Source organism: Bacillus sp. SDLI1 (assembly GCF_001553895.1).
Lineage (GTDB): Bacteria > Bacillota > Bacilli > Bacillales > Bacillaceae > Bacillus > Bacillus siamensis.
Window position 1 is genome coordinate 1,802,261 of record NZ_CP013950.1, and the last position, 21,775, is coordinate 1,824,035.

The window sequence follows — 21,775 nt, forward strand, 5'->3', positions numbered from 1 at the left end:
GCCTGCGGTCTTTACCGTTACTTTTTAAAATGATACGGCAGTGTGGCGACGATTATGTCCTTCTTCCAAAACAGCCGGACGCGGAGCAAGAAGGCTGATTGGTTGTGAAGGATGGTCTGCCAGCGTTTTTTTGTGATGAATTGCGGAAACAGCACCATCACGGAGAACTGTTCTTTTTTCGCTTTTTGTTCGACCGTTTCTAAAAACTTATCAAACGGGTGAACCAGACTGCGGTATGAGGAATGCAGGGTGACGAGGCGGACGCCGTTATGAAGCTCTTCCCAGCACTTTTCCACCTTCTTTTCGTTTTCCCTGTCAAAGGAAACATGAACCGCAATGACCTGATCCGATAATGATTTCGCATACTGAATCGATTTTTGGACGACCGTAGTGACACCTGCGACAGGCACGATGACGACGGTTCCCTTGATTTCCTCAGGCTGCTGATCAACGACCCGCAGCTGTTCGCCGACCGCGGTGTAGTGATTTTTAATAACGAAAAACAAAAAGACGACAGCCGGCATGAATAACAGCACGGGCCAGACAAGGTTGAATTTTGTCGCGAATAAAATGCACAGCACCATAAATGAAATGGCGGCGCCGCATGAGTTGATCAGCATTTTTACAGCCCAGCCCTTCGGCTTCTGCCTGATCCACTTGATGCACATTCCCGTCTGGGACAGCGTAAATGGAATGAACACGCCGACGGCATAAAGCGGAATGAGATGTTCCGTGCGGCCGCCGAATAAAAGAATAAGCATGATGGACGCGATACCGAGAAAAATAATTCCGTTTGAAAAACCTAATCGGTCGCCGCGAACCGTAAACATTCTCGGCATATACTGATCGCGCGCTAAATTGAACGCCAGCTGCGGAAATGCGGAAAAGCCCGTATTCGCCGCAAGCACGAGAATCAGTGATGTAACGCCTTGAATGAAATAATACACCGTATGGCGTCCGAAGGTTTCCGCGGCGATTTGCGAAATAACGGTCTCGTTAGGCTTCGGACCCGTGCCGTAGCCGTACGCCAGCACCGTAATCCCCGTAAATAAGATCGCCAGCAGAATCCCCATCATGGCCAGAGTGCGGGCCGCATTTTTCGCCGGAGGATTTTTAAAGGCCGGGATCGCGTTTGAAATGGCTTCAACACCGGTCAGCGCCGAACACCCTGAAGAAAAGGCCTTCAGCAGCAAAAACAGCGTGATGCCCGCTACGGGCGTGCCGATCGGTGTATGCTCGGCCGGATGAACCTGGCCCGTCATGAGCTTAAACAGCCCGACGACGATCAAAAGGACAAGCGCCGCCACAAACAGATAGACGGGATACGCCAAAATGGACGCCGACTCTGACAGCCCTCTCAAATTTAAAATCATAATCAGAATCACAAGCAAAACAGCAATGAGCAAATGATGCGGGTGCAAAGCCGGAAATGCCGATGTAATAGCGTCAGTTCCGGCAGAAATGCTTACCGCCACCGTCAGAATATAATCAACAAGCAATGAGCCGCCCGCAATCAGTCCGGGCTTCTCACCAAGATTTTCTTTAGAAACCATATAAGCGCCTCCGCCTTGCGGATAAGCGTAAATAATCTGTCTGTAGGACAGAATCAAAGCTAGCAGCAAAATAAGAACGCCAGCTGCGATCGGAATGGAATACCAAAACGCGGCCGCGCTTACCGCAGCCAAAATGATCAGAATCTGTTCCGTTCCGTAAGCAACTGATGAAAGCGCGTCTGAAGAAAGCATGGCAAGCGCCTTGAGTTTCGTCAGTTTCTGCTCTCCGGCAGCCTGTGATTTCAGCGGTTTCCCAATCAAAAATCTTTTGATTGAATGATACATTTGTTGTCTTCCCCTTTTTTTCATTTTCCGTTTGATTTACAAGCCCTTACTGCTATGATGTCTCCGAATGCTGATTGCATGCCTTATTTCAGGACAGCAAAAAGACACAGAGGCAAACGGATGCCCCTGCGCCATAATCGTGCACAGGTTTCATTCATCTCCTCTCATGAACGCTTACGAGGTTAGCTGTCGGATTCGGGCTTATGAGAGTTGGCCCTACCTGAAAAAGGATTCACCCCAAGCGGCATGACGCGCCGCAAATTGGTTCCCCCGCTCTGGATACAGATTAAGCGATATAGATTATAAAAGAGATCATACTCCCGTCCCGTCCGGTTGTAAAGGGGCTTTTATGCTGTTTCAAAAATAAAAAAATCACCGCCAAAAATGGAAATAAAAATACAAAAAAAGAGGCCGTTAACGGCCTCTTTTTCTTTCATTACTCTTCACTTTTTTCATTATCCGCTTTTCTTTTTTTCCTTCTTGCCGTCAGCCAGATCAGGCCGGCCGCAATGATCATAAGCGCTGCGAAAACAGCGATATACGTAACGTTCAGTGCTGCGGAACGGCTTTTCGGATCAGCCGATGGACTGCTGTCGTCGGATTTGATTTGCTGATGGTTTGAAAACAGCTGCCGGCCGGCTGTTTCGTTGACGACGGTTGCGGCATCGCTTGTGCTGTCTAAAAAGCTGATCAGCTCTTTTGTGACGGCCGCGCCGCTTCCTGATAACGGAGCAAAAACAGCAATACTGCTGTCTGAGTCCCAAGGTGATTTCTGTGTAAACGCGACTTGTTTCGTTGTCTCATTCAGCATCTGAAACGACGAAACATCGTAAGCGCCGCTGCGGTCTGACGGCACGAGAAGCTTAGATGCGTTTGACTTTAAAAGCGGAATTTGCGGCAGACTTCCGATAAACACAACATTCCGGCCTTTGGCGTCCGCTTCCTCCATGTCTGATGCCGTCTTCACGGTAAATGACTGCCGGGCGCCGTTTCCGAATGAATCGGCCACTAAAGAAAGCTCTTTAAGTGTCTGCATGGTCACGTCATCCGGGATGACGATCACAGTTTTCTTATTCACGCTCCCCGCAAACGGAAGCGGCCATTGCCCGAAATCCGCTTTTTGCGCCGCAACGCTTACCGGATACGTCAGCGTGCTGCTTTTATCAATATAGACCCATTTGTTTTCGTCACGGTCGATACACGGATTGTTATGTTTCAAGCCTGAGGTGACAAATTGCAGATCAATGTATCTGCTGCTGCGCAAAAGCTTCGGATCGATCGGGATGGAGACGTGGTAAAAGCCGTCTTTATCCTTATTGCCGAGATCATCAAGACGCACCGCATTCGGCTGTCCGTTGACCATGACGTTCAGTTCCGCTCTCTCGGCGTCATCACCAGAATCCGCCTTCGTCCGGACCGATTCCGACGTCTTTAATGTAAGCGAAAACTTGACCTTCCCGTCTTTATCAACAGCGGCCGCCGCAGGGTAAAAGAAGTGCTCTGACGCCGTTTTGTTTGATCCGACCGTTACATTTCCCGCGCCGAAATCGTCTAAAGTCAGTTTATTGCCTGTCTTTTCAGCAGCGGGCTGAAGACGGCCGATCATCAGTGAGTCGCCGCTCAGCTGGCCTGAATAAGCGCTGTCTGTCATGACGCAGATTTTTTCTGCCAGTGTTTTGTCTGATTGTGCCGTGACAAACAGGACGGGCTGCCGTTTATCTCCGGCGGTCAGCACCCGTTCAGCGAGAAGGAGTTTGTTGTGTTCTGCTTTGATATTCCCGCGATCGAAAAGCTCTTTTATTTTGCCGTTCCAATGCTGCCCGGCGCCGATGACAATTGACGGATTGCTGATTTTGCCGGCGGCGGATTCTTTTACGTACGACACTTTCAGCCTGCTGTCAGCCGTTTTCAGAAATCCTTCTGTTTTGACTGCGGCTTCAGCTTCCGCAGAGGTCGGTTTGTCAGGAAGGATAATATCGGTTTCTTCACCCGTATTGCCTGATTGGGCAAACGGATACGGGAAATGGCTCAGATCCGCTCCCTTTGACTTGCTTGCTTCTGAAAGCACAAGGCGGCTGTCGGGATAAATCTTTATCCAGTTCCCTGACGTATCCTGCCTGACGCAGACGCCCTCTTTTAATACGCCGTAAAATTGCAATGATACGTTGTGATAGCCTTGGGCGGCTTGGCTTTTGCTGAGATTGAGCTTTACTGTTCTCCGCTTGGAGCTGCCGTCAAGCTTTATGGATTTGACGGGTTCATTATCAATGACAATCGTTAAAGAAGACGGAGCTATTAATAAGTTTGACGCCTCGTAATCAATCAGAAGCGACTGATTGGCATTCGAAGCTCCCGCAGGAATCTGATAAGTCAATTCCGAGCTGTCTTTCGCCCCGTAAAGAGTAATCAGATCGCCCGTCAGCGCCTGCTGCTCTTTTGCGTCGGCGCTTGTTCTGAGGGCGGAACCGTCCGTTTTCAGTTCCTGGGCCGCGGCCGTCTGCCCGTTATATATCAGCAGCAATAGGCCGGTTATCAATATGATCGCTTTTTTCAAAAAGGTCACCCGCTTTTATTTTGATTGTATCGCTCCGTTTTGTACCACTTGACTTCCTGCTTGAACAAGCGGTGCTTGATCTCTGTGAATAATGACCAGATGACGAGCACGATCCAAGCCTGGGAGTATGTGAAGTACATGAGAAATACGATAAAGAAGTTTTGTTTGTTCATTTCTGTTTTTTCAATGCTTAAGGTAATCATGACCTCGGTCATAAACAGGAAAAAGGCCAGTATCCATAAAATCATCGCCAAAAATCCGACTGCCAGATGCAGGTCGTAAAAAAGATTGATAATAAAAATCGTGTTTGACATGATCACACCGAAGAAAAACAAAAAATACGTAAAAAAGAAATAAAACAGATCGAAGATGATCCGCTTGCGTTTCAGCTTAAAAAATTGGGATAAAAACTTGAGAACGACGTATTGATTGCCGCGCGCCCATCTTGTCCGCTGGCGCCACCAGACCTTCCAAGTCTCAGGCTCCTGCTCCCATGTCACAGCCGCCGGGAAAAAGCGGATATGGTACCCGAGATTATAGACGCGGATCGTCAGCTCTGTATCCTCCGCCAGCGCCTTATCATCCCAGCCGCCGAGCCGTTCGATAATGCTCCGCCTGATGGCGAAATTCGTTCCCGGGATGGTGGCGATTTTGAACCATTTCCATCTGCCGCCTTGCGCCATCCATTGAAAGCAGATGGTTTCTATATTAATAAACTTCGTCAGGAGCGTTTTGGCCGCGTTGATGACACGGAATTTCCCGACAACAGCTCCTGCTTTCTCATCATTCATCAGACCGAGAACCAGGTAGTACACCGCCATTTTTTCCGGCGTATTGTCCGCATCATATACGCAGATCACGTCTCCGTTCGATTCGGCAAACCCTGAGTTCAGCGCTGAGGATTTTCCTTTTCCGGCGTTCGGGGGCTTTGTGACAACCATTTTAATGAAATCATACTGACGGGAAAATTCATTGACGATGTCCCCCGTCCGATCGGAGGAATTATCGTTAACGACGATGATCTCAAGCCTGTCTTTCGGATAATACAGATTCACCATCGCCTTCAGCGTCTGTCTGATGACGACTTCCTCATTATGCGCGGGAATCAGGACGCTGACCTTCGGGAGCTCCCCCGCCTTTGCGCGCCATTTCGGAATGTTTTGTTCGAAGGTCATATAATGCCTGAATCCGCCCTGCATCAGAAACATGTGATAGAGAAGCATCACCCATATTAAACTTAATGAGATAAAAAACAGAATGTTACTCAAGGGTTCTTCTCTCCTTAAAGATTCGTTTTTTTAATGTGGCGCGCAAATAAAGGACGTAGCATGCGAACATGATGATAAACAATAACACCACGCCGGAGAGAATCCAAAGCGCTTTTTCCAGAGGCGTCTGTTGGTGGTGATTGAAAAAGGATGTTATCGGATGAATCTTGTTTTCCACATGAATGGTTCCGTCTCCGTCCGTTTTGATTCTGACGCTGTCCGACGTTACCGTCTGCTTCGTTTTCTTCAGATCGAGCCACTCTCCGCCGGGGATTCTTTCCATCTGATTGACGAGCTCGGGGAGGTATTTCATGCCGAGATACGGATGGTAGAAACCTCCCGCCACTCCGCCGCCGAAGTCAATCATCTGCGAGATATGATCCTCCATATCCCCGAGCGGATTTTCTTTTGAGTTATCGGCATAACCGATGGTTTCAGGGTACAGCGTCATCCCGTCCAGCATAGCCGGCTTTGAGACGAACGGAGGGGCGCCTGAGGTTTTCCACGTCGTGCCGCTGAGCTGCACTTGCCCGAAAATGCTGGAGAAATAAGAAGATGCGATTTTGTACCCTTCTTCAGACATCGTATAGTGCGGCGCTTCGAATGACAGCGGATAAAGGCCGAGCTCTGTCAGGTCATCAATCGCCTGCTCCAGCTTCGTTCTCGTGTAGATTTTTTCTTTTTCACGGAAAGGCTTCACATACGCCCGGTACGCTTTTTCATTCGGAAAATCCTGTTCCTTTTCAAGTTTGACCGGAGCATCGTCCGCATTTTCTGACGTAATCGGCTGATCCGTTTTGGCATCCCAAAATTCAAAGCCTTCTCCCGTTTCGCTGTACCGGTATGCGTGCGTATAGCCGTGGATAATGATGCTGCCGCCCATTTGCTGAAGTTTTTTCAGGACGCTGACCATTTTCGGCTTGTCCGCCAGATATACTTTTTCTCCGTTTTCCGGATTGAGATAGACGGGAATGACCGCCAGAATAAACGGTATGTGTCGTTTATGCAGGTAAGCGCCCGCTTCGTAAAGCAATGTTTCATCGGACATCGGGCTGATGTCTTCAAGCCGCAAATAAAGGAGGGTGCCGCCCTCTGATTCTCCAAACGCCTTGCGCAGTTCTTTCGCCGTCAGAAACGAATCATTTAACAGACTGGTCACACCGAAATAATAGTCAGAGCGCGCCGTTTTCCACATAAAAGGGCGGGTGCTGCCGTCACCGGACCGGTATGTATAAAGGGGCTCCCCTTTTACTCCCGCTGCACCGAGCACGGACATTCCTTTTTCAAGCGGCATGTCTGTTTTTTCTTTCTTACTGTAAATGCGGTATACCGTTTCTTTTTCTGTGAGGGACAACCCCGCAAATCGGTTGAACTGGCCGGCGTTATAGCCGATGCTGATAAGCTGCTGCGGCATGCTGCCGATCAGCGACACAAATGGTTTGCTGAGCTTTTTCTTCGTGACGCCGTAATAGATGACGCGCCGATTCTTTTTGAGGTCGGCGGCTGTGATATCTCCGTCGCTTTTCACGGTCACGGCGGATGAGAAATGGCCCGCGATCAAATCAAGCATTTTGACTTCAGCGGTTTCTTCGCCGTCCGCGCTTGTATAAATAATGAGAATGCCGTCCTTTTTGTCTATTGCTCCCGCCGTACAGGGAATATAGACCGCCGAAATCATGAAGAGCGCCGAGAGTAAGAGACGTATCCATTTAGAGTTCATTCATCATCATCTCGTTTTCCAGTTCATTTAAAAATTGCTCGGCCGTCTGTAAATCCTTTCGGTACGCCAAGTAACATACACGGAAGGTGATGGAGACGTATTTACCGTTTTGCAGCCGGTATGTATTCAATTCCTTTTTCAGCTTCGCCAGAACGGCCGGCATGTTTTCTTCAGGCGTATGGGTCAGCACGATGCCGAACCGTTCGGCGGACGGCCTGAATTTTTTATCTGTTTCCCGCACGCTTGACCGGATTTGACGGCTGATAAATGCCAGCAGGCGGTCGGTCTCTTTTTCTCCGTAGAGGGATTTGAACTCCTTGAAATAATGCATGTGCAGCAGCAAAAAAACAAAGGAATTGCCGTAGCGTTCCGCCCGCTTGATTTCCTCAGACAGTTCCAGCTTCATCCGGAGATGGTTGTCAAAGCCCGTCACCCTGTCGACGGCGACAAAGCTCGTGATCTCTTCCCGCAGCTGCTTCACTGAGCGCTCAAGCTCCTTGGCCAAATCGTGTATTCTTCCTGATATGTAGGAAAAAACGAGCAGCGCAATCCCCCAAACGGCCAGCATCTGCAGACCTTCGGCACCGGCAGACGCCATAAAGCTCCCGGTCTGAAACCACAGGAGCAGGCTGCCGAGAACAAATAAGACGAGTAAGGTGATGACGAGCGCGTAGATCGCCCCGAACCATAAGCCGGCTCCCGCGACAAGCAATGTGATGCAGGTTATCAGAAGCCCTGCGGATTGCTGTGACACATAGTAAATAAATAAAGACAGCAGCGCTAACATAACTGCTGTGTAGCTGCACAGTTTTTGTGATTCATTGAATGATATGTTCATTAAACAATTTCCTTTCAGCCAAAAGCGGCAGCAGGTTATCGAAAGAATGTGTATCGCTCCCGCTCATATAGCCGCCGTAATCAGGGTTCAGTGTGTCCAGTGTTTCAAATGAAGTCATTCTTTCATAAAGCGGCTTGATGACAGCCGGATCAGCTTTTTGTTCTGCTAAAAAAAGAACGGCCAGGGCGTAAACGGACGGTGATTCGTATTGAACCGCCGGCTCCTTCGTGTCTGCGCTGTATCGTCCGTACAGCTGTCCGCGCGACTTCCATTCTTCTATGATCCACTTTGACAGCGCGGCTTTGTCATCGCCCCGCTTCAGATTCACGGCGGCATACAGCTGATCGATGACATTGACCTCGCTGTCATATTTGTATTCCTTAGTTTCGGTATTGAACGATTTCGGCAGAAAACCATTTTTCAGGGGCGCAAGATTAAGAACATCAAGGTTCCGTTTTTCCGTTTTCTCATCGATAATCCCCTGTTCTCTGAGCATCTGTAAGGCGCCGGGGCTGACATAGGACAACGTCACGGTCTTTGATGCGGCATTTGAAGCGGCATCGTAATAATCCGTAAAATACCCTTCATTCATATTGTATTTTTCCAGCGCCTTCCCGATCTGCACCGCTGTTTTCCCGTATTCACTGTTTCCCCACAGGGTTCCGGCCTCATTCAGACAGTTCATGATTCTGAAATCGTCAATCAAGGCATTGGTGCCGCTCGCTTTATTCCCGGCAATTTTCCACGACACGAGCCCGTTGTCCGTCAAAAATGAATCGGTAAGAAGCTGATATTGGGCTTGAAATTGCCGTTCATCTTTCCTGCCGAGCAAAAATTCCATCCATAGTCCGAGAGACTCAGATAAATATTCCGGCTCACCGGATATGTTCGTCCGGATCATCCCCCGCCCGTTCATCAATTTATGATAAATAAAATGCTCTGCGGGCTGAAGCGGTCCGGACGGTTCAGCAGCCGTCTGTTTTTCGGTGCCGGCCTCCGCGCATCCCGCCGTCAGCACGATTGAAATCAAAAGGATCATCAGACTAAAACCGAATCGCTTCACATACCATCCTCCTATTTTGTAATTCCTTTTTTATACCTATATCTTATTTTTCACAAAGCAATTTTTACTATATAAGAAACGATAAAAGAATACTAGCATATTTTCACATTGGGAAATTTTAAAATAGGGGTGCCGCCGATTCACCTTTTCCCTCTTTGTTTGGATTTCATTCCCAATACAGTGAAAACACGACAAAAGGCAGCATTTCTTTACAAATGCTGCCTTTCTCTGATTTATTTATCCAGGCCGAGTTTTTTCAGCTGTTCTGCCAGCGCGTTGTTCATCGGCTCCTCTTTATTTTGGGTTTTCATATAAGAGTTGATGTCCCGCTTGGATGCGCGTCCGGATTTATCTTTCGCCTTGCGCTTTTCAAAGACGGACAGTTTCTCCCGGTGGCCGCATACACATGCGAAGGTTTGGCCTTCACCCTGGCCGCGAAGCTCCATTTTCTTATGGCAGTTCGGACAGCGGGCGTTGGTTTTTCTCGCCACCGTTTTTCGGCTGCCGCATTCCCGATCCTGACACACGAGCATCGTGCCGCGTTTGCCGTTGACTTTAAGCATCATCTTGCCGCAATCAGGGCAGGCGGTGCCTGAAATGTTGTCATGTCTGAAGGTTTGGCTGCTGTTTTTGATTTCCTTCACCGTTTTGTCCGCATATGTTTTCATGTCTTTAATAAACACGGCGGATTTCAGTTTGCCCGCTGCGATAGCGGAGAGCTTTTGCTCCCACTCGGCGGTTAACGCCGGCGATTTTAAATCTTCCGGGACGAGCTGTAAGAGCTGCTTCCCTTTTGACGTGATGAAAATATCTTTTTCTTTTTTCTCGATTAAGAAACTGTTGAACAGTTTTTCAATAATATCAGCGCGGGTGGCGACTGTTCCGAGTCCTCCGGTTTCACCCAATGTTTTCACAAGGTTCTTCTCTTCTCCCTGCATAAAGGCGCTTGGGTTCTCCATCGCGGACAACAGCGTGCCTTCATTAAAACGCGCAGGCGGTTTCGTCTGTCCGCTCGTTTCTTTCAGCGACGAGACGGACAGGCGCTGACCTTGCTGAAGGGCCGGGAGCGTCTGATCTTTGTCTTCCTCATGATCGTCGTCATCCTCGTACATATCGTACACGGCTTTCCAGCCCGGCGATTGAACGGTTTTCCCTTTTGCGGTAAATGTTTCGCCGCCGATATCGGCTGTGACCTTTGTTTCTTCGTATTCGAACGCCGGCATTAACACAGCGAGAAAACGTTTGGCGATCAGATCGTAAAGCTTGCGTTCTTTGTCGCTGAGGCTTGAAAGGATCAGCGGCTCCTCTGTCGGAATGATGGCATGGTGATCCGATACTTTCGCATCATTGACGAATCCTTTATGCGCTTTGACGCCGCGCTTCAGTATTTGATTGACGTATTGTGCGTACGGCTTGACTTCCATGCCGTTTAAACGGTCTTTTAAAGTCGGCACGATGTCGGCGGAAAGGAATCTGGAATCCGTCCGCGGGTACGTGACAAGCTTGTGCTGTTCATACAGTTTTTGAAGCACGGACAGCGTCTCTTTTGCGGAAAAACCGAAGCGCTTATGAGCATCCCGCTGCAATTCCGTCAAGTCGTAAAGACCGGGAGCGAAGCTTTTCTTCGCCGTTTTTTTCAATTCTGAAATGACTGCCGGCTTTCCTTGGAGATCTTTTGCCAAACGGCCGATCACCGTCTGGTCGAACGTTCTTGTCTGCTTTGTTTTTTTATCCTGCCATGTCAGCGTCAACTGATCAGCAGCCGCGCGGAGACCATAATATGGGACGGGTGTGAACGCCTGAATGTCCGCTTCACGCTTGGCGATCATCGCCAGTGTCGGAGTCTGGACGCGTCCGCATGACAGCTGCGCGTTAAATTTTGTCGTCAGGGCGCGGGTCGCGTTGATGCCGACGATCCAATCCGCTTCCGCTCTGGCGACGGCGGAATGATACAGATTTTCGTACTCTTTGCCGCTGCGAAGCTTTTGGAATCCTTCTTTAATCGCCTTGTCTGTTACAGAGGAAATCCACAGCCGCTGAATCGGTTTGCGGACGTTTGCCTTTTCGATAATCCAGCGGGCCACAAGCTCCCCTTCCCGCCCTGCGTCTGTTGCGATTACGATCTGGCTGACGTCTTTCCGGACAAGCTGGGCTTTGACCGCATTGAACTGCTTTCCTGTTTTTTTGATGACGACGAGCTTCAAAGGCTCCGGAATAATCGGCAGATCCTCAAGCCGCCATGATTGATATTCTTTGCCGTACCCTTCAGGATCAGCGAGCGTTACCAAATGCCCGAGCGCCCATGTGACGATGTAGCGGTCGCCTTCAAGATATCCGTTTCCTTTTTTATGACACTTCAGAACGCGGGCCAAGTCCCGGCCGACTGAAGGTTTTTCAGCTAATACAACTGTTTTTGACATACTTTTTCACTTCTCTTTCTTTCACACTCATCCTGTTATTATAACAGACTTCCTCACGCTCTCTCTAATCGAGGACGTTTTTTGTGTCAATTTCTGAGAAAATGACGTGGGTCACGGTTTGGGCATACGGAGAGGTGCGGTCGATGAAGTGTTCGATCGTTTCCAGGCTGTCCGCGTTCATCTTCAGCATATAACACGCCGCGCCGGCAATCCGAAAACAAAATTCAATGTTGGGAATGGATTGAATGTAGGTTTTAAATTGATCGTATTTTCCGTTTTTCACTGTCGCTTCGACAATACAGGAAACGGGAAGCCCGATCTTTTTTTGATCAATGTCCAACGTATAGCGCTTAATGACGCCGAAGGATTCAAGCTGCCTGACACGCTCTGTGACCGACGGGGCTGACAATTTGATTTTTCTGCCCAGCTCCCGCATGGACAGGCGGCTGTCCCGCTGCAGCTCTTTTATGATGCTCAGATCAACATTATCTAGTTTCATGACTGTAGTCCTTCCTTACCTTTTTGGCTATATTATCAAGAGAAATCCGAAAAATGACAAGAATAACAATCTGAAATGAGGAAGGTTTTTTCAGGAACAGACGCGAAATGGTCATATTAGGACTGCCCATTGCTCATAGTATAGAGGAAAAAAGATGTCTGACAGGAGGGAATTGTATGTTACACACGCCGATCGGCAGGCTTCGCACGATGGGTTTTATTGAAGGCATGTCGCTTTTGGTGCTGCTGTTTATCGCGATGCCGCTGAAGTATTGGGCTCATCATCCGCTCGCCGTCACCATTGCCGGCTCCATTCACGGCGGTTTGTTTATCATTTATTTGGCAGTGCTGGCGTATGCGGCGTTTACCGTCAAATGGCACGTGAAATGGTCAGCCGCCGGTTTTATCGCGGCCTTTATCCCATTCGGCAATTTTATTTATGATCGCGGCCTGAGAAATTATAAATGAAAAGCTCCTCTTTTTTGCAGAGGAGCTTTTTTTATGCGTTACATCCATTTCGTCACCCAGGCGATATAATAAGCGCCGGGGAGGAATACGAGCTGGGCGAGAAGCGTGCCCGCGACCCTTGAGGTCACCATCGTCAATGATGTCCATTTTAAGGAGACATAGCTGCGCTTGCCCTTCGCCACATCGTCTGCCAGTACGGATACTTTCGGATCAACAAACACGGCCAACAGCATGGTCGCAACCCCGTTGATTAAACCTGATGCCATCACCGCCGTCGTGCTGTGCTCAGGCGCCAGAAGGCCGGCATACAGAGCGGACAGGACACCGATCGTGTAAATGGACGTAATGACCATATTAATGACAAACAAGCGTTTCGGGATCATTCGGAATTGAAGCCCTTTTAAATAGGAGACGGACGGCAGTCTGATATAAGAACGCGCATGCTTCAGCCCGTTCAGTGAAAATCCTTTTTTAAACACCTGCATGACGGAGCCTCCTCCGTCCGCCAAGTGTATAATCGCCCTGGTGAATAACGCGACGAATGTCGGCAAAAGACAGATGCCGAGTATCGTTCCGACCGTGGAGCCGAATATTAAAAACCGAAACTGAGCGCCCACAACAGATAGGGCGTTTGATCCGGCGGCATCAATCAGATGTCCGGTAAACGGCTGCTGGACCATGTTTGACATGCGCGACACGATGACCATGACATTAAATAATGACAGCGCGGACGCGATAAATCCGACTCTCGCGCCGGAAAGCCGTGTTGCATAAGCAAGCGTTTCAACCGAATGTATCAGCAGCAGAAAACAGAAGATAAACAGTACTTGTGAAGTAATAACGTGCAATGTATGATTCCTCCAAATCTTTTCATACTGATTAGACTCTGCAGAAAGCGGCGAGGTTTCGGCCGATCAAATAAAAAAACCGCCCGGATGTCCGGTGCGGTTTTGTCTTATTCTTTTCTTACGCAAATAAATAATATATGGTTTCCCGCCTTAGCCCGCGGGTGATTCGTAAATTACAGTTCCGACAGAATCATTCTTCGAAAGTAAACACCATGGAAGTTCTTGAACACAAGACAACGAAAGCCCTACCTCTCAATCGTCACTGCGGCTCCGAAGCCGCGCCGGTGTGAATTGTAAAACAAAAAGTCTTTTTTCCATCTCTTCGTTAGGGGCGAATATCAGAAGGAAAAGAATAAGCTCAGCTTTTTTTCAAGCTGTCTGTTGAAGCCTGAAGCTTCTATATCAAAACAGAAAAAAGAAGTTTACTTTCTTTTTTATTTGCATGTTGTCACTTAGCAGTTAATTATAACAGATTGCCCCCGAATGATCAAATGATTTATTAAAGTTCCAGCTCGGCCGGCGTTTTTTCACCCGCGTTCATGAGCTTGATCTGCTTCGGTTCAATTTCAAGAATCACCAGGTTCGGATCGTCTTTTCCGTCGAACCAGCGTTCCAGTTTCGAATCCCACAGCTTTTCTTTTAAATCTGCTGAGTTGTTCAATTTGGCGGTTCCGGCCACTTCCACATAAGCGTCACCGAATCCGTCACCGTCATACCCTAACAAGATATGAACATTCGGATTGTTTTCAACTTCTTCCGCTTTATGAGTGTCTTTGCTCGTCGGCGTGTAAATTGTTAAGCCGTCATGGAAAAATGTCATGTAGCGTGAATGCGGCTTGCCTTGCTCTACCGTCGCAAGCGAACCGACTTTATGATGATCCAGTACTTCAAGCACTTTTTCTTTGATTTCATTTTGATTCATGCAGAATCACTCCTTTTTAACGTCTCCGCTGTTACTTTTCCACATTGGGGAGACATTTAAACCAAGAAATGTGCTCTTCTGCCGTTCTTCGCTCCATTCCCGCTTCAGCATGCTGTATTTCACCGCGTCATGATAGGCGCCCTGCACGAAAATGCCTTCTCTCGTCAGTCCTTCTTTCTGAAATCCGAGCCGTTCCGCCACCGCCCTGCTTTTCGTGTTTTTTTCAGCGGCGCTGATCATGATACGGTTCAGCCCGAGGTCCTGAAATGCATGTGTGATAACCGCCCGGCAGCTTGCGGTGATGATGCCGAATCCTTCATGCTCTTGATCCAGCCAGTAGCCGATTTCCGCTTGATGATTGACTGTGTCAAAATTATGGATGCTGATCATGCCGCAAAACCGGCCCTTTACAAAAATTCCGGCGTCGAAACCATTCTCTTCCGCATATTTATAGCGCCATTCCGGAATGATCACATCGCGGTACGTATCGATATCAGCCAGTTCTTCCGCCCAGCTGAGCCATTCGCTGAGATGGTTTTGATTTCGCTTCATAACAGAATACAATTCGTCCGTATCTTCTTTGGCAAGCAATCTGATCGTCAGATGTTCCCGGATTTGACAGGAAAACACGATCACACCTTCTTTCCTTTATTAGCCATTATACAGGTAAATTCATTTTTTTCCATACAAAAAAAGATGAGGCGTGCAGCCTCATCTTTAAATACGCGGGTCGGTAAAAACGTCGTGATCATCCGTGCTTGGCGATGACATTTCCGTAACGACCGCCCCTTCTTCTCCCGCTTGGAACCAATGTTTCGTATCCGGCGGAATGGTGTATTGTTCGCCCGGTTCCAGCACAATTTCATTCCAGACAGTGTAGTATTCCTTATCTTCTTCCGGCGGGAGGACGCTTGGGTTCTCTGCCTTTTCGCCTTCTACGTAGAGATACACCTTCCCCCAGCGGCAGCGGAATGTCTCTTGTTTTCCCTTTTCGCCGCCGACCGGCGGATGACGGTGTTCCGGACACGTCTGGCGCGGGAAGAGCACCAATTCTTTTGAACAGTAGCGGTCGGTATTCACGTAAATAAACAGCTGAAGCCCGGTTTCCTCAAGCTTGCCTAAGCCGTAATCCATGATTTGAATATCTTCGACTTCATCATCTGTCAGAACGATTCCCGCTTTTTGATAGTATGCATTTACGTCTTGCTTCGATATCGTCATGCTTCAGCCTCCTTATGTGGTCACAAATCTGCCGCCGTTGACATGCAGCGTCTGTCCGGTCATATAAGATGATTCATCTGAGGCCAATAGCACATAGCAGCCGACATGCTCAACAGGCTGGCCTGCCCGGCCCATCGGCGTATCCTGACCGAAGGAAGCAACGGTTTCTTCCGAGAAGGTCGCCGGAATAAGCGGTGTCCAGATCGGTCCCGGCGCCACGGCGTTGACACGGATACCGTCGTTGACGAGCGCTTGCGCCATGGATCTCGTAAAACCGTTAATCGCGCCTTTCGTAGCCGTGTAGTCGATCAGCTGCGGATTGCCTGTGTAAGGATTAATGGATGTCGTATTGATGATCGCGCTGCCCGGCTTCATGTAATCAATTGCTTTTTTAGTCAAATAAAATTGTGAGTAAAAGTTTGTCTTAAAGGTTCTGTGAAGCTGCTCGCTTGTAATGTCCTTAATGCTTTCTTTCGGATGCTGTTCCCCGGCATTATTCACGAGAATATCAAGACGTCCGAATTCTTCAACCGTTTTTTCAACGGCTTCATTGCAAAAGTCTTCCTCACCGACATCGCCGGAGATTAACAGGCATTTTACGCCTTCTTCTTCCACTCGTTTTTTTGTATCCTCCGCATCTCCGTTTTCATCAAAATAAACGATCGCGACATTTGCGCCTTCTTTTGCGTAAGCGACTGCTACGGCGCGTCCGATACCGCTGTCGCCCCCTGTGATAAGTGCGGTTTTCCCTTTTAGTTTGTCAGCGCCTTTATATTCTTTGTATTCGTAAACAGGCGCCGGATTCATTTCGTTTTCAATGCCCGGCTGGCGGTTTTGAGATTTTGCAGGGAATTCCTTCGGATAGTTTTCCATGTCAAGTTCCTCCTTATTGTTCGTTGTCATACTTCTTGTCTACCTCTGCTGTCTTTTGGATAAACATGAATGAGACAGTTCAAAACGTTTTCGGAGAAAAATGTTTCACATGAAACGCAAGAAAAAAACCCGGCTGGCAGCCGGGTTTTTGATTTCAATTATGAACGTACCGCTTGTTTGCGGAGAACGTCTTTTCTCACTTTTCCAAGGTTGTTTTTCGGAAGTTCGCTGACGAACTCAATTTCCGGAATTTTAAAGGCAGCAAGACGTTCTTGAAGGAATCGGGTCACTTCTTCTTCTGTCAAGTCTTCTCTGCCGTTTGTCACGATGAACGCTTTCGGTTTTTCACCGTAAAGCGGATCAGGGATACCGACAACCGCCGTTTCGAGAATTCCCGGCACTTGCTGAATGACCTCTTCAATCTGGTCAGGATAAATATTGTCGCCTCCGTAGATGATGACATCTTTATAACGTCCGGTGATAAAGATAAATCCGTCTTCATCCACATATCCGGAATCGCCCGTATGGAACCAGCCGTCTTTCAGCACTTTTCGTGTCGCTTCTTCGTTACCTTCGTACCCTTTGAATAAAAACGGATTTGTCACAACGACTTCTCCGATTGAGCCTTGCGGAAGGACTTCGCCTGTTTCCGGATCTACAATGCGGACGTCCACTTCTTCCATCGGTTTACCCGCAGAAGCAGCTTTATCCATTCCCATTTGCGGATTCCAAGAGCTGATGCCCCACGCTTCAGTGCTTCCGTATCCGTGCATGAGCGGAATGCCGATGTCGCGATACTGCTGGATCAGGCTGCTTGGCACCTTTGTTCCTCCAGTCATCAAATAAACGATAGAAGACATGTCAGTCTGGTGCGTTTCCCATGCTTTCAGCAGATATGTGAAATAGACTGGCAGCGCCATGATGGTTTGAATTTTCTCTTTTTCGATGAGCTTCAAGTTTTCTACAGGGTCCTGATTGTCTGTCATAATGAATGTCGTTCCGCTCATCGTGCCGACCATCTGGCAGATAATCGCGCTCGTATGGTAATTCGGATGGCATGCTAAGAAGCGGACATTCTGCATTCTCCCCGTGTATGCCAATGTCGCTTTTACGTAGTTGTATATGCCGCCGTGAGTGATCATGCAGCGTTTCGGATTGCCTGTAGTACCCGAGGTAAACATCAGCAATGCCGTATCGTTTTCGGACACTGTTTCGACGTCCGGTGTATCGCCGGAGCCTGTCAATAAAGCGTCAAACTCAGGCGTTGTCTCCGCAGCTGTTCCGGTCACGACCTTCAGTTTAAGGGAAGATGCAAGCGCAGGAAGCACTTCTTCCATAATCTCTTTAAATTCAGTGCCGTAAAAAACAGCTTTCGGTTCACAGGCAGCTAAAATGCCTGTCATTTCATAAGGTGTTAATTGCCAGCTGACCGGCACAACCACCGCTCCGATTTCAAGTGCCGCAAACATGACGATAGATGACGCGTGGCCGTTTTTACAAAGCATCGCCACTCTGTCGTCTTTTTTTATTCCTTTATCAAGAAGCGATTGCGCAAGCTGGTTGATTCGTTTTCGATATTCCGCGTAAGTCAGGGTATGCGCACCGCTTTTTACAGCTTCGATCTCTTCGCTATTTGAAATGTCGTGCAGAATCAGATGCTGTAATGTCTCCATATTTTCATCTCCCATAATCATAAATCACAAAAAACTCTGTCAGATTTTCTTCCTCACGCAACCCATTTTAAACCAAAAAATATAACTTGTAAAACAATTTTGTTTTAGAACTATTCCATTCGTGAATGATACAATAGTCCCTTGTTTTAGTTTCTTCCCTTCCCATTACCCTCATACATGCAGAAAAAAACACACCCCATATGAGGGGTGCACCATCTGTTCAGCGCTGTCCTTTTTCCTGAATGAAATGATAAAACAGCCTGTTTAAACGTTTGTATAAATCGGCCTGATCCTCAGTCTGGAAGGCTTTTATACTGGCTTCGGATTCAATGATGGCCGAGCTGACCGCACTTAATATTTCCGATCCTTCAGCGGGCATATCAGCCGGCGCCATCATCACTAAAGCGCGGCCGACGGTCAGGGAATTTCCGTCCATGCCTTTGACACTGCATGGAACTGTCAAATCATAAATTTTGAAAAAAGGCGTGACAATTTCTTCATTTTTGAGATGGTACAACGCCATTGCCGTTCCCGGAATGCCGAGCCCGCCCTGTTCTTCACGCTCTGCAAGGCGCTGTGCGGTTTTTTGGGCATTATGAACCAATCCTTCTTCCTCCAGCATGGCAAACATACGGTTCAAAAACAGCTCATACGCCGTGTTTGAATCAATGGATTTGATCGAAAAGTTCCCCAGCACGCTTTGGATAACCGCCGCATAATGCGCCAGACGCCCGGCCGCTTCCAGCATATCAGGCGTCTCCGGCTGGTTCTCCTCTCTTCTGCCGTTTCTTTTCTTGTCAAGAATCAGCGGAATCTTTCTTTTGATGTACTGCTTGACCTGATCGGCGTCTTCTTCATTTAAAAGCGGACTGACCATGACATAATCAATGTTTTCATACGGGATCGGCACGGTGGATACGATCATGTCGTACGCGGCGGTATCACGGTCCTTCAGTTCAATAAGGGAAGACATATCAAAGGAACGGATTTCCGGGAGCTCTTTTTTCAGTCTGGATGCGAGCATTTTGGACGACCCAATGCCGCTTGAACAGACGATCAGCGCCTTGATTTTCGCTTCTTCCCGTTTGATTTCCAGGGCGGAGCCGAAGTGCAGAACGATGAAAGCGATCTCATCATCAGGAAAATGAAGCCCCGGAAAGAATTTTTCCATTCCTTCTTCTACGGCCATATACAGCAGGAAGTAGTCGCGTTTAATTTGCTGAGTCATCGGGTTGTACATGTCGATACTCTCTTTTACCCGGTTGATCGCAGGTTCGAGATGGGCGATTAAACCGTCGTATAAAGAGCCGTTTTCCGTCAGATCCATTTTAATTTTTTCTGAAATGAAGCCGATCAGCTGCTTTGTTTGCAAAGCCGTTTCAACTTCAATGTTCTCGGGCTTGAATTCGGTTTTGTATTGGCGGTTGGCGCTCCGTAAATGGATGGTGATGTAGCCGATCTCAGCCTCCGGTATCGAAACGCCGAAGGCTTTTTCAAGCTCTTTTGCCATTTCGAGCGCGGAGCCGTATTCCTTCGTCTGCTGCAGCGCTTTTCGTTCAGAAGCCTCCATCGTGATGGTTTCTCCGAGTCTGATCCGCTCCATCGCAAAGGTTAAATGAACCGCCAGCGCCATATAGGAGCTGTCAGATAAGGCGATCGAAATTTTTTCCTTGAGCTGGATCAAGAGCCGGTCCATTTTCAAAAGTTCCGCTTTATTTACGACGCCGAACATTTTATCATCAGCGTCGGGTTTTCCTTTAATATTCAATTCAACCGCTTCCAAAAAGCTTTGAATATCAAGGCGGTTGACCATGAGGTTGCCGACGATTTTCCGTTTCGCATTTTCCGGTCCCGTCAGCTGAATGCCGAAGCCTCTTTTTCGGATCAGCGTCAAGCCGAAGGGCGCAATCCAAGTCTCCAGTTCATCAAGATCATAACTGATCGTCGCGTTTGTCACTTGGAGTTCGTTCGCCAGACTGTAGAGCTTGATCGGATCTTGAGACTCTAATAGTGAACATAGGATTAAAAGTTTCCGCTCCTCAGCGCTGTACTCATGCTGTTCAAAGGACAGGTCTGACAGGAGCTTCTGTTTATCCTCCGGGTTTCCCACCGCTTTCAGTCCTTTGCCGGGCTGTTTATCAAGTGCCAGACCGAATGATTCCATCAGCGGTTTGATTGTTTTTAACTCGCGGTGAACGGTTCTCGTGCTGACTTGTAAAGCTTCCGCCAGTTCATGCACTGTTTCGTACCGGTTCTGCAGTAAAAGATGTTTCATTAATTTTTGTTCTCTCGCTGTCATATACATGAAACGCGCCTCCAGATTTTCTAGTTGTGAGGGATGCGGCACATGGGGGGTGCTTCCGGGGAAAGTGTTGTAACTAAAAATATAAAACGCTTTCAATGATTATTCAACCATTTTCTAATGGCAATTTGGCACTGGTCCGTGTGACAGTATTGAATAAGAAAAATGTGTCAGATAATATGCCATGATGCTTGGTTCCTTTCATCTGAACGGCTATACTTCAAAGTGACCTTACTTGTTTTTAGACATTGCACACCACATAAACAAATGCCCGGGAAGATACCTTCCCGGGCGTTTGTTTTGTTTATGGAATATCATAACCTTGGACACTTGTATAAACCCGAAACCATTGATCATGGCTGAGTGTGTAAGCTGATGCACGCACCGCGGCGGAAATGCGGCTCTGTTTTCCGCTGCCGACAATCGGCATGATGTCGGCCGGATGGGTGAACAGCCATGCGTACATGACTTCGCCCATGGACGCGGCGCCGATTTCTTCCTGTACGGAACGAAGCGCGGCGCGGATCCGGACGTCCTTATCTGATTGGCCTGTAAAAACGCTTCCGCCCGCAAGCGGTGACCACGCCATCGGCGGGATGCGTTTTTCCTGACAGAAATCCAGCGTGCTGTCGTGAATATTTTCCAGCTCGTAAGCAGAAATTTCAATTTGGTTCGTGATGAGCGGATCATCCAAATAGGATTCGAGCATTCTGTACTGGTGCGCTTTAAAGTTTGACACTCCAAAATATCTGACCTTGCCCGAGCTTTTCAGCGCATGAAACGCTTCAGCCACAGCTTCCGGGTCCATAAGCGGGTCCGGTCTGTGAATGAGCAGCACATCGAGATAATCCGTATTCAGATTCAAGAGCGACTGCTCAGCCGACGCTAAGATGTGAGATTTCAACGTATTATAATGGTGCATCTTGTTGCCGGGCCGTTCCGGTGACTCAATGACGATCCCGCATTTTGTGACGATTTCGATTTGCTCCCTTATTGAAGGTGAAAGGGACAAAGCACCGCCGAACAGCTTTTCACATGTATAACTGCCGTATATATCGGCATGGTCGAAGGTGGTAATGCCTTGGCTGATACACCATTCAATCAGATCCAGCAGCTCTGTGTCCGAATAATTCCATTCGTTCAGACGCCAAAGCCCGTGTATCACTCTTGAAAATTCCAGGTCTTCAGCCAATTGAATACGCTGCATGTGAAATCCCCCTTTTTCTTAGTGAGCCCTTGTATCGCTGTTTTCAGGAATTGCCCATGCTG

At 48.2% G+C, this 21,775-nt stretch carries 17 protein-coding genes and 1 riboswitch; of the genes, 1 reads left to right on the forward strand and 16 read right to left on the reverse strand.

All coding sequences use genetic code 11. From position 1 onward, the window contains the following. Positions 1-17: 17 nt before the first annotated feature. The 8 genes from AUL54_RS08575 to AUL54_RS08610 form a co-directional block, all read right to left on the reverse strand. Positions 18-1,838 carry an APC family permease gene (locus AUL54_RS08575; protein WP_060963571.1) on the reverse strand — a complete coding sequence of 607 codons (1,821 nt, stop codon included), beginning with the start codon at positions 1,836-1,838 and terminating at the stop codon, positions 18-20. A gap of 156 nt (positions 1,839-1,994) precedes the next feature. Then, positions 1,995-2,141, reverse strand: a riboswitch (cyclic di-AMP (ydaO/yuaA leader). 133 nt (positions 2,142-2,274) lie between these two features. Next, the gene (locus AUL54_RS08580) at positions 2,275-4,392 is read right to left on the reverse strand and encodes a cellulose biosynthesis cyclic di-GMP-binding regulatory protein BcsB (protein ID WP_060963572.1); all 2,118 of its coding nucleotides are present in this window, start codon (positions 4,390-4,392) and stop codon (positions 2,275-2,277) included. 5 nt (positions 4,393-4,397) lie between these two features. Beyond that, positions 4,398-5,660, reverse strand: coding sequence for a glycosyltransferase family 2 protein (locus AUL54_RS08585; RefSeq protein ID WP_016937212.1), 1,263 nt, complete (start codon positions 5,658-5,660; stop codon positions 4,398-4,400). Beyond that, positions 5,653-7,380 carry a DUF2334 domain-containing protein gene (locus AUL54_RS08590; protein WP_060963573.1) on the reverse strand — a complete coding sequence of 576 codons (1,728 nt, stop codon included), beginning with the start codon at positions 7,378-7,380 and terminating at the stop codon, positions 5,653-5,655. The genes AUL54_RS08585 and AUL54_RS08590 overlap by 8 nt, the downstream gene beginning before the upstream one ends. Next, positions 7,370-8,218 (reverse strand): diguanylate cyclase domain-containing protein, encoded by an 849-nt coding sequence (locus AUL54_RS08595; protein ID WP_060963574.1) that lies wholly within the window; start codon positions 8,216-8,218, stop codon positions 7,370-7,372. The genes AUL54_RS08590 and AUL54_RS08595 overlap by 11 nt, the downstream gene beginning before the upstream one ends. Further along, positions 8,199-9,281 (reverse strand): hypothetical protein, encoded by a 1,083-nt coding sequence (locus tag AUL54_RS08600; protein ID WP_060963575.1) that lies wholly within the window; start codon positions 9,279-9,281, stop codon positions 8,199-8,201. Before AUL54_RS08600 ends, AUL54_RS08595 begins: the two co-directional genes overlap by 20 nt. A gap of 233 nt (positions 9,282-9,514) precedes the next feature. Beyond that, a complete protein-coding gene (locus tag AUL54_RS08605; protein WP_060963576.1) occupies positions 9,515-11,701 on the reverse strand; it encodes a DNA topoisomerase III in 2,187 nt (728 codons plus the stop codon). A 64-nt stretch (positions 11,702-11,765) separates the two neighbouring features. After that, positions 11,766-12,200, reverse strand: coding sequence for a transcriptional regulator LrpC (locus AUL54_RS08610; protein ID WP_045926223.1), 435 nt, complete (start codon positions 12,198-12,200; stop codon positions 11,766-11,768). Positions 12,201-12,376: 176 nt separating this feature from the next. On the opposite strand from AUL54_RS08610, the gene AUL54_RS08615 reads away from it, so the two are divergent. Beyond that, positions 12,377-12,667 carry a DUF3817 domain-containing protein gene (locus AUL54_RS08615; protein ID WP_013351048.1) on the forward strand — a complete coding sequence of 97 codons (291 nt, stop codon included), beginning with the start codon at positions 12,377-12,379 and terminating at the stop codon, positions 12,665-12,667. A 38-nt stretch (positions 12,668-12,705) separates the two neighbouring features. On the opposite strand, the gene AUL54_RS08620 is transcribed toward AUL54_RS08615, so the two are convergent. The 8 genes from AUL54_RS08620 to AUL54_RS08655 all read right to left on the reverse strand — a co-directional run bounded on the left by AUL54_RS08620 (position 12,706) and on the right by AUL54_RS08655 (position 21,713). Beyond that, positions 12,706-13,515: a lipid II flippase Amj gene (locus AUL54_RS08620; protein ID WP_060963577.1), complete on the reverse strand. Its 810-nt coding sequence runs from the start codon at positions 13,513-13,515 to the stop codon at positions 12,706-12,708. A gap of 499 nt (positions 13,516-14,014) precedes the next feature. Next, positions 14,015-14,437, reverse strand: a complete 423-nt coding sequence (locus AUL54_RS08625) for a pyridoxamine 5'-phosphate oxidase family protein (RefSeq protein WP_060963578.1) — start codon at positions 14,435-14,437, stop codon at positions 14,015-14,017. Positions 14,438-14,443: 6 nt separating this feature from the next. Beyond that, on the reverse strand, positions 14,444-15,067 hold the full coding sequence (locus tag AUL54_RS08630) for a GNAT family N-acetyltransferase (protein WP_060963579.1): 624 nt from the start codon (positions 15,065-15,067) through the stop codon (positions 14,444-14,446). A gap of 87 nt (positions 15,068-15,154) precedes the next feature. Then, entirely contained in the window at positions 15,155-15,658 is a 504-nt protein-coding gene (locus AUL54_RS08635) for a D-lyxose/D-mannose family sugar isomerase (protein ID WP_060963580.1), read from the reverse strand. A 12-nt stretch (positions 15,659-15,670) separates the two neighbouring features. Then, a complete protein-coding gene (locus tag AUL54_RS08640) occupies positions 15,671-16,531 on the reverse strand; it encodes an SDR family oxidoreductase (protein ID WP_016937221.1) in 861 nt (286 codons plus the stop codon). 158 nt (positions 16,532-16,689) lie between these two features. Further along, positions 16,690-18,204, reverse strand: a complete 1,515-nt coding sequence (locus AUL54_RS08645; protein WP_060963581.1) for a class I adenylate-forming enzyme family protein — start codon at positions 18,202-18,204, stop codon at positions 16,690-16,692. 220 nt (positions 18,205-18,424) lie between these two features. After that, positions 18,425-20,509 carry a BglG family transcription antiterminator gene (locus AUL54_RS08650; protein WP_060963582.1) on the reverse strand — a complete coding sequence of 695 codons (2,085 nt, stop codon included), beginning with the start codon at positions 20,507-20,509 and terminating at the stop codon, positions 18,425-18,427. A gap of 301 nt (positions 20,510-20,810) precedes the next feature. Then, positions 20,811-21,713: an aldo/keto reductase gene (locus tag AUL54_RS08655; protein ID WP_060963583.1), complete on the reverse strand. Its 903-nt coding sequence runs from the start codon at positions 21,711-21,713 to the stop codon at positions 20,811-20,813. Between the last annotated feature and the right edge of the window lie 62 nt (positions 21,714-21,775).

What these genes read in the sequence shown, in the direction of transcription:
- AUL54_RS08575 (WP_060963571.1), bottom strand. Translation starts at nt 1,838, where the DNA reads ATGTATCATTCAATCAAAAGATTTTTGATTGGGAAACCGCTGAAATCA.
- AUL54_RS08590 (WP_060963573.1), bottom strand. Translation starts at nt 7,380, where the DNA reads ATGAACTCTAAATGGATACGTCTCTTACTCTCGGCGCTCTTCATGATT.
- AUL54_RS08595 (WP_060963574.1), bottom strand. Translation starts at nt 8,218, where the DNA reads ATGAACATATCATTCAATGAATCACAAAAACTGTGCAGCTACACAGCA.
- AUL54_RS08605 (WP_060963576.1), bottom strand. Translation starts at nt 11,701, where the DNA reads ATGTCAAAAACAGTTGTATTAGCTGAAAAACCTTCAGTCGGCCGGGAC.
- AUL54_RS08610 (WP_045926223.1), bottom strand. Translation starts at nt 12,200, where the DNA reads ATGAAACTAGATAATGTTGATCTGAGCATCATAAAAGAGCTGCAGCGG.
- AUL54_RS08615 (WP_013351048.1), top strand. Translation starts at nt 12,377, where the DNA reads ATGTTACACACGCCGATCGGCAGGCTTCGCACGATGGGTTTTATTGAA.
- AUL54_RS08625 (WP_060963578.1), bottom strand. Translation starts at nt 14,437, where the DNA reads ATGAATCAAAATGAAATCAAAGAAAAAGTGCTTGAAGTACTGGATCAT.
- AUL54_RS08635 (WP_060963580.1), bottom strand. Translation starts at nt 15,658, where the DNA reads ATGACGATATCGAAGCAAGACGTAAATGCATACTATCAAAAAGCGGGA.
- AUL54_RS08640 (WP_016937221.1), bottom strand. Translation starts at nt 16,531, where the DNA reads ATGGAAAACTATCCGAAGGAATTCCCTGCAAAATCTCAAAACCGCCAG.
- AUL54_RS08645 (WP_060963581.1), bottom strand. Translation starts at nt 18,204, where the DNA reads ATGGAGACATTACAGCATCTGATTCTGCACGACATTTCAAATAGCGAA.
- AUL54_RS08650 (WP_060963582.1), bottom strand. Translation starts at nt 20,509, where the DNA reads ATGTATATGACAGCGAGAGAACAAAAATTAATGAAACATCTTTTACTG.
- AUL54_RS08655 (WP_060963583.1), bottom strand. Translation starts at nt 21,713, where the DNA reads ATGCAGCGTATTCAATTGGCTGAAGACCTGGAATTTTCAAGAGTGATA.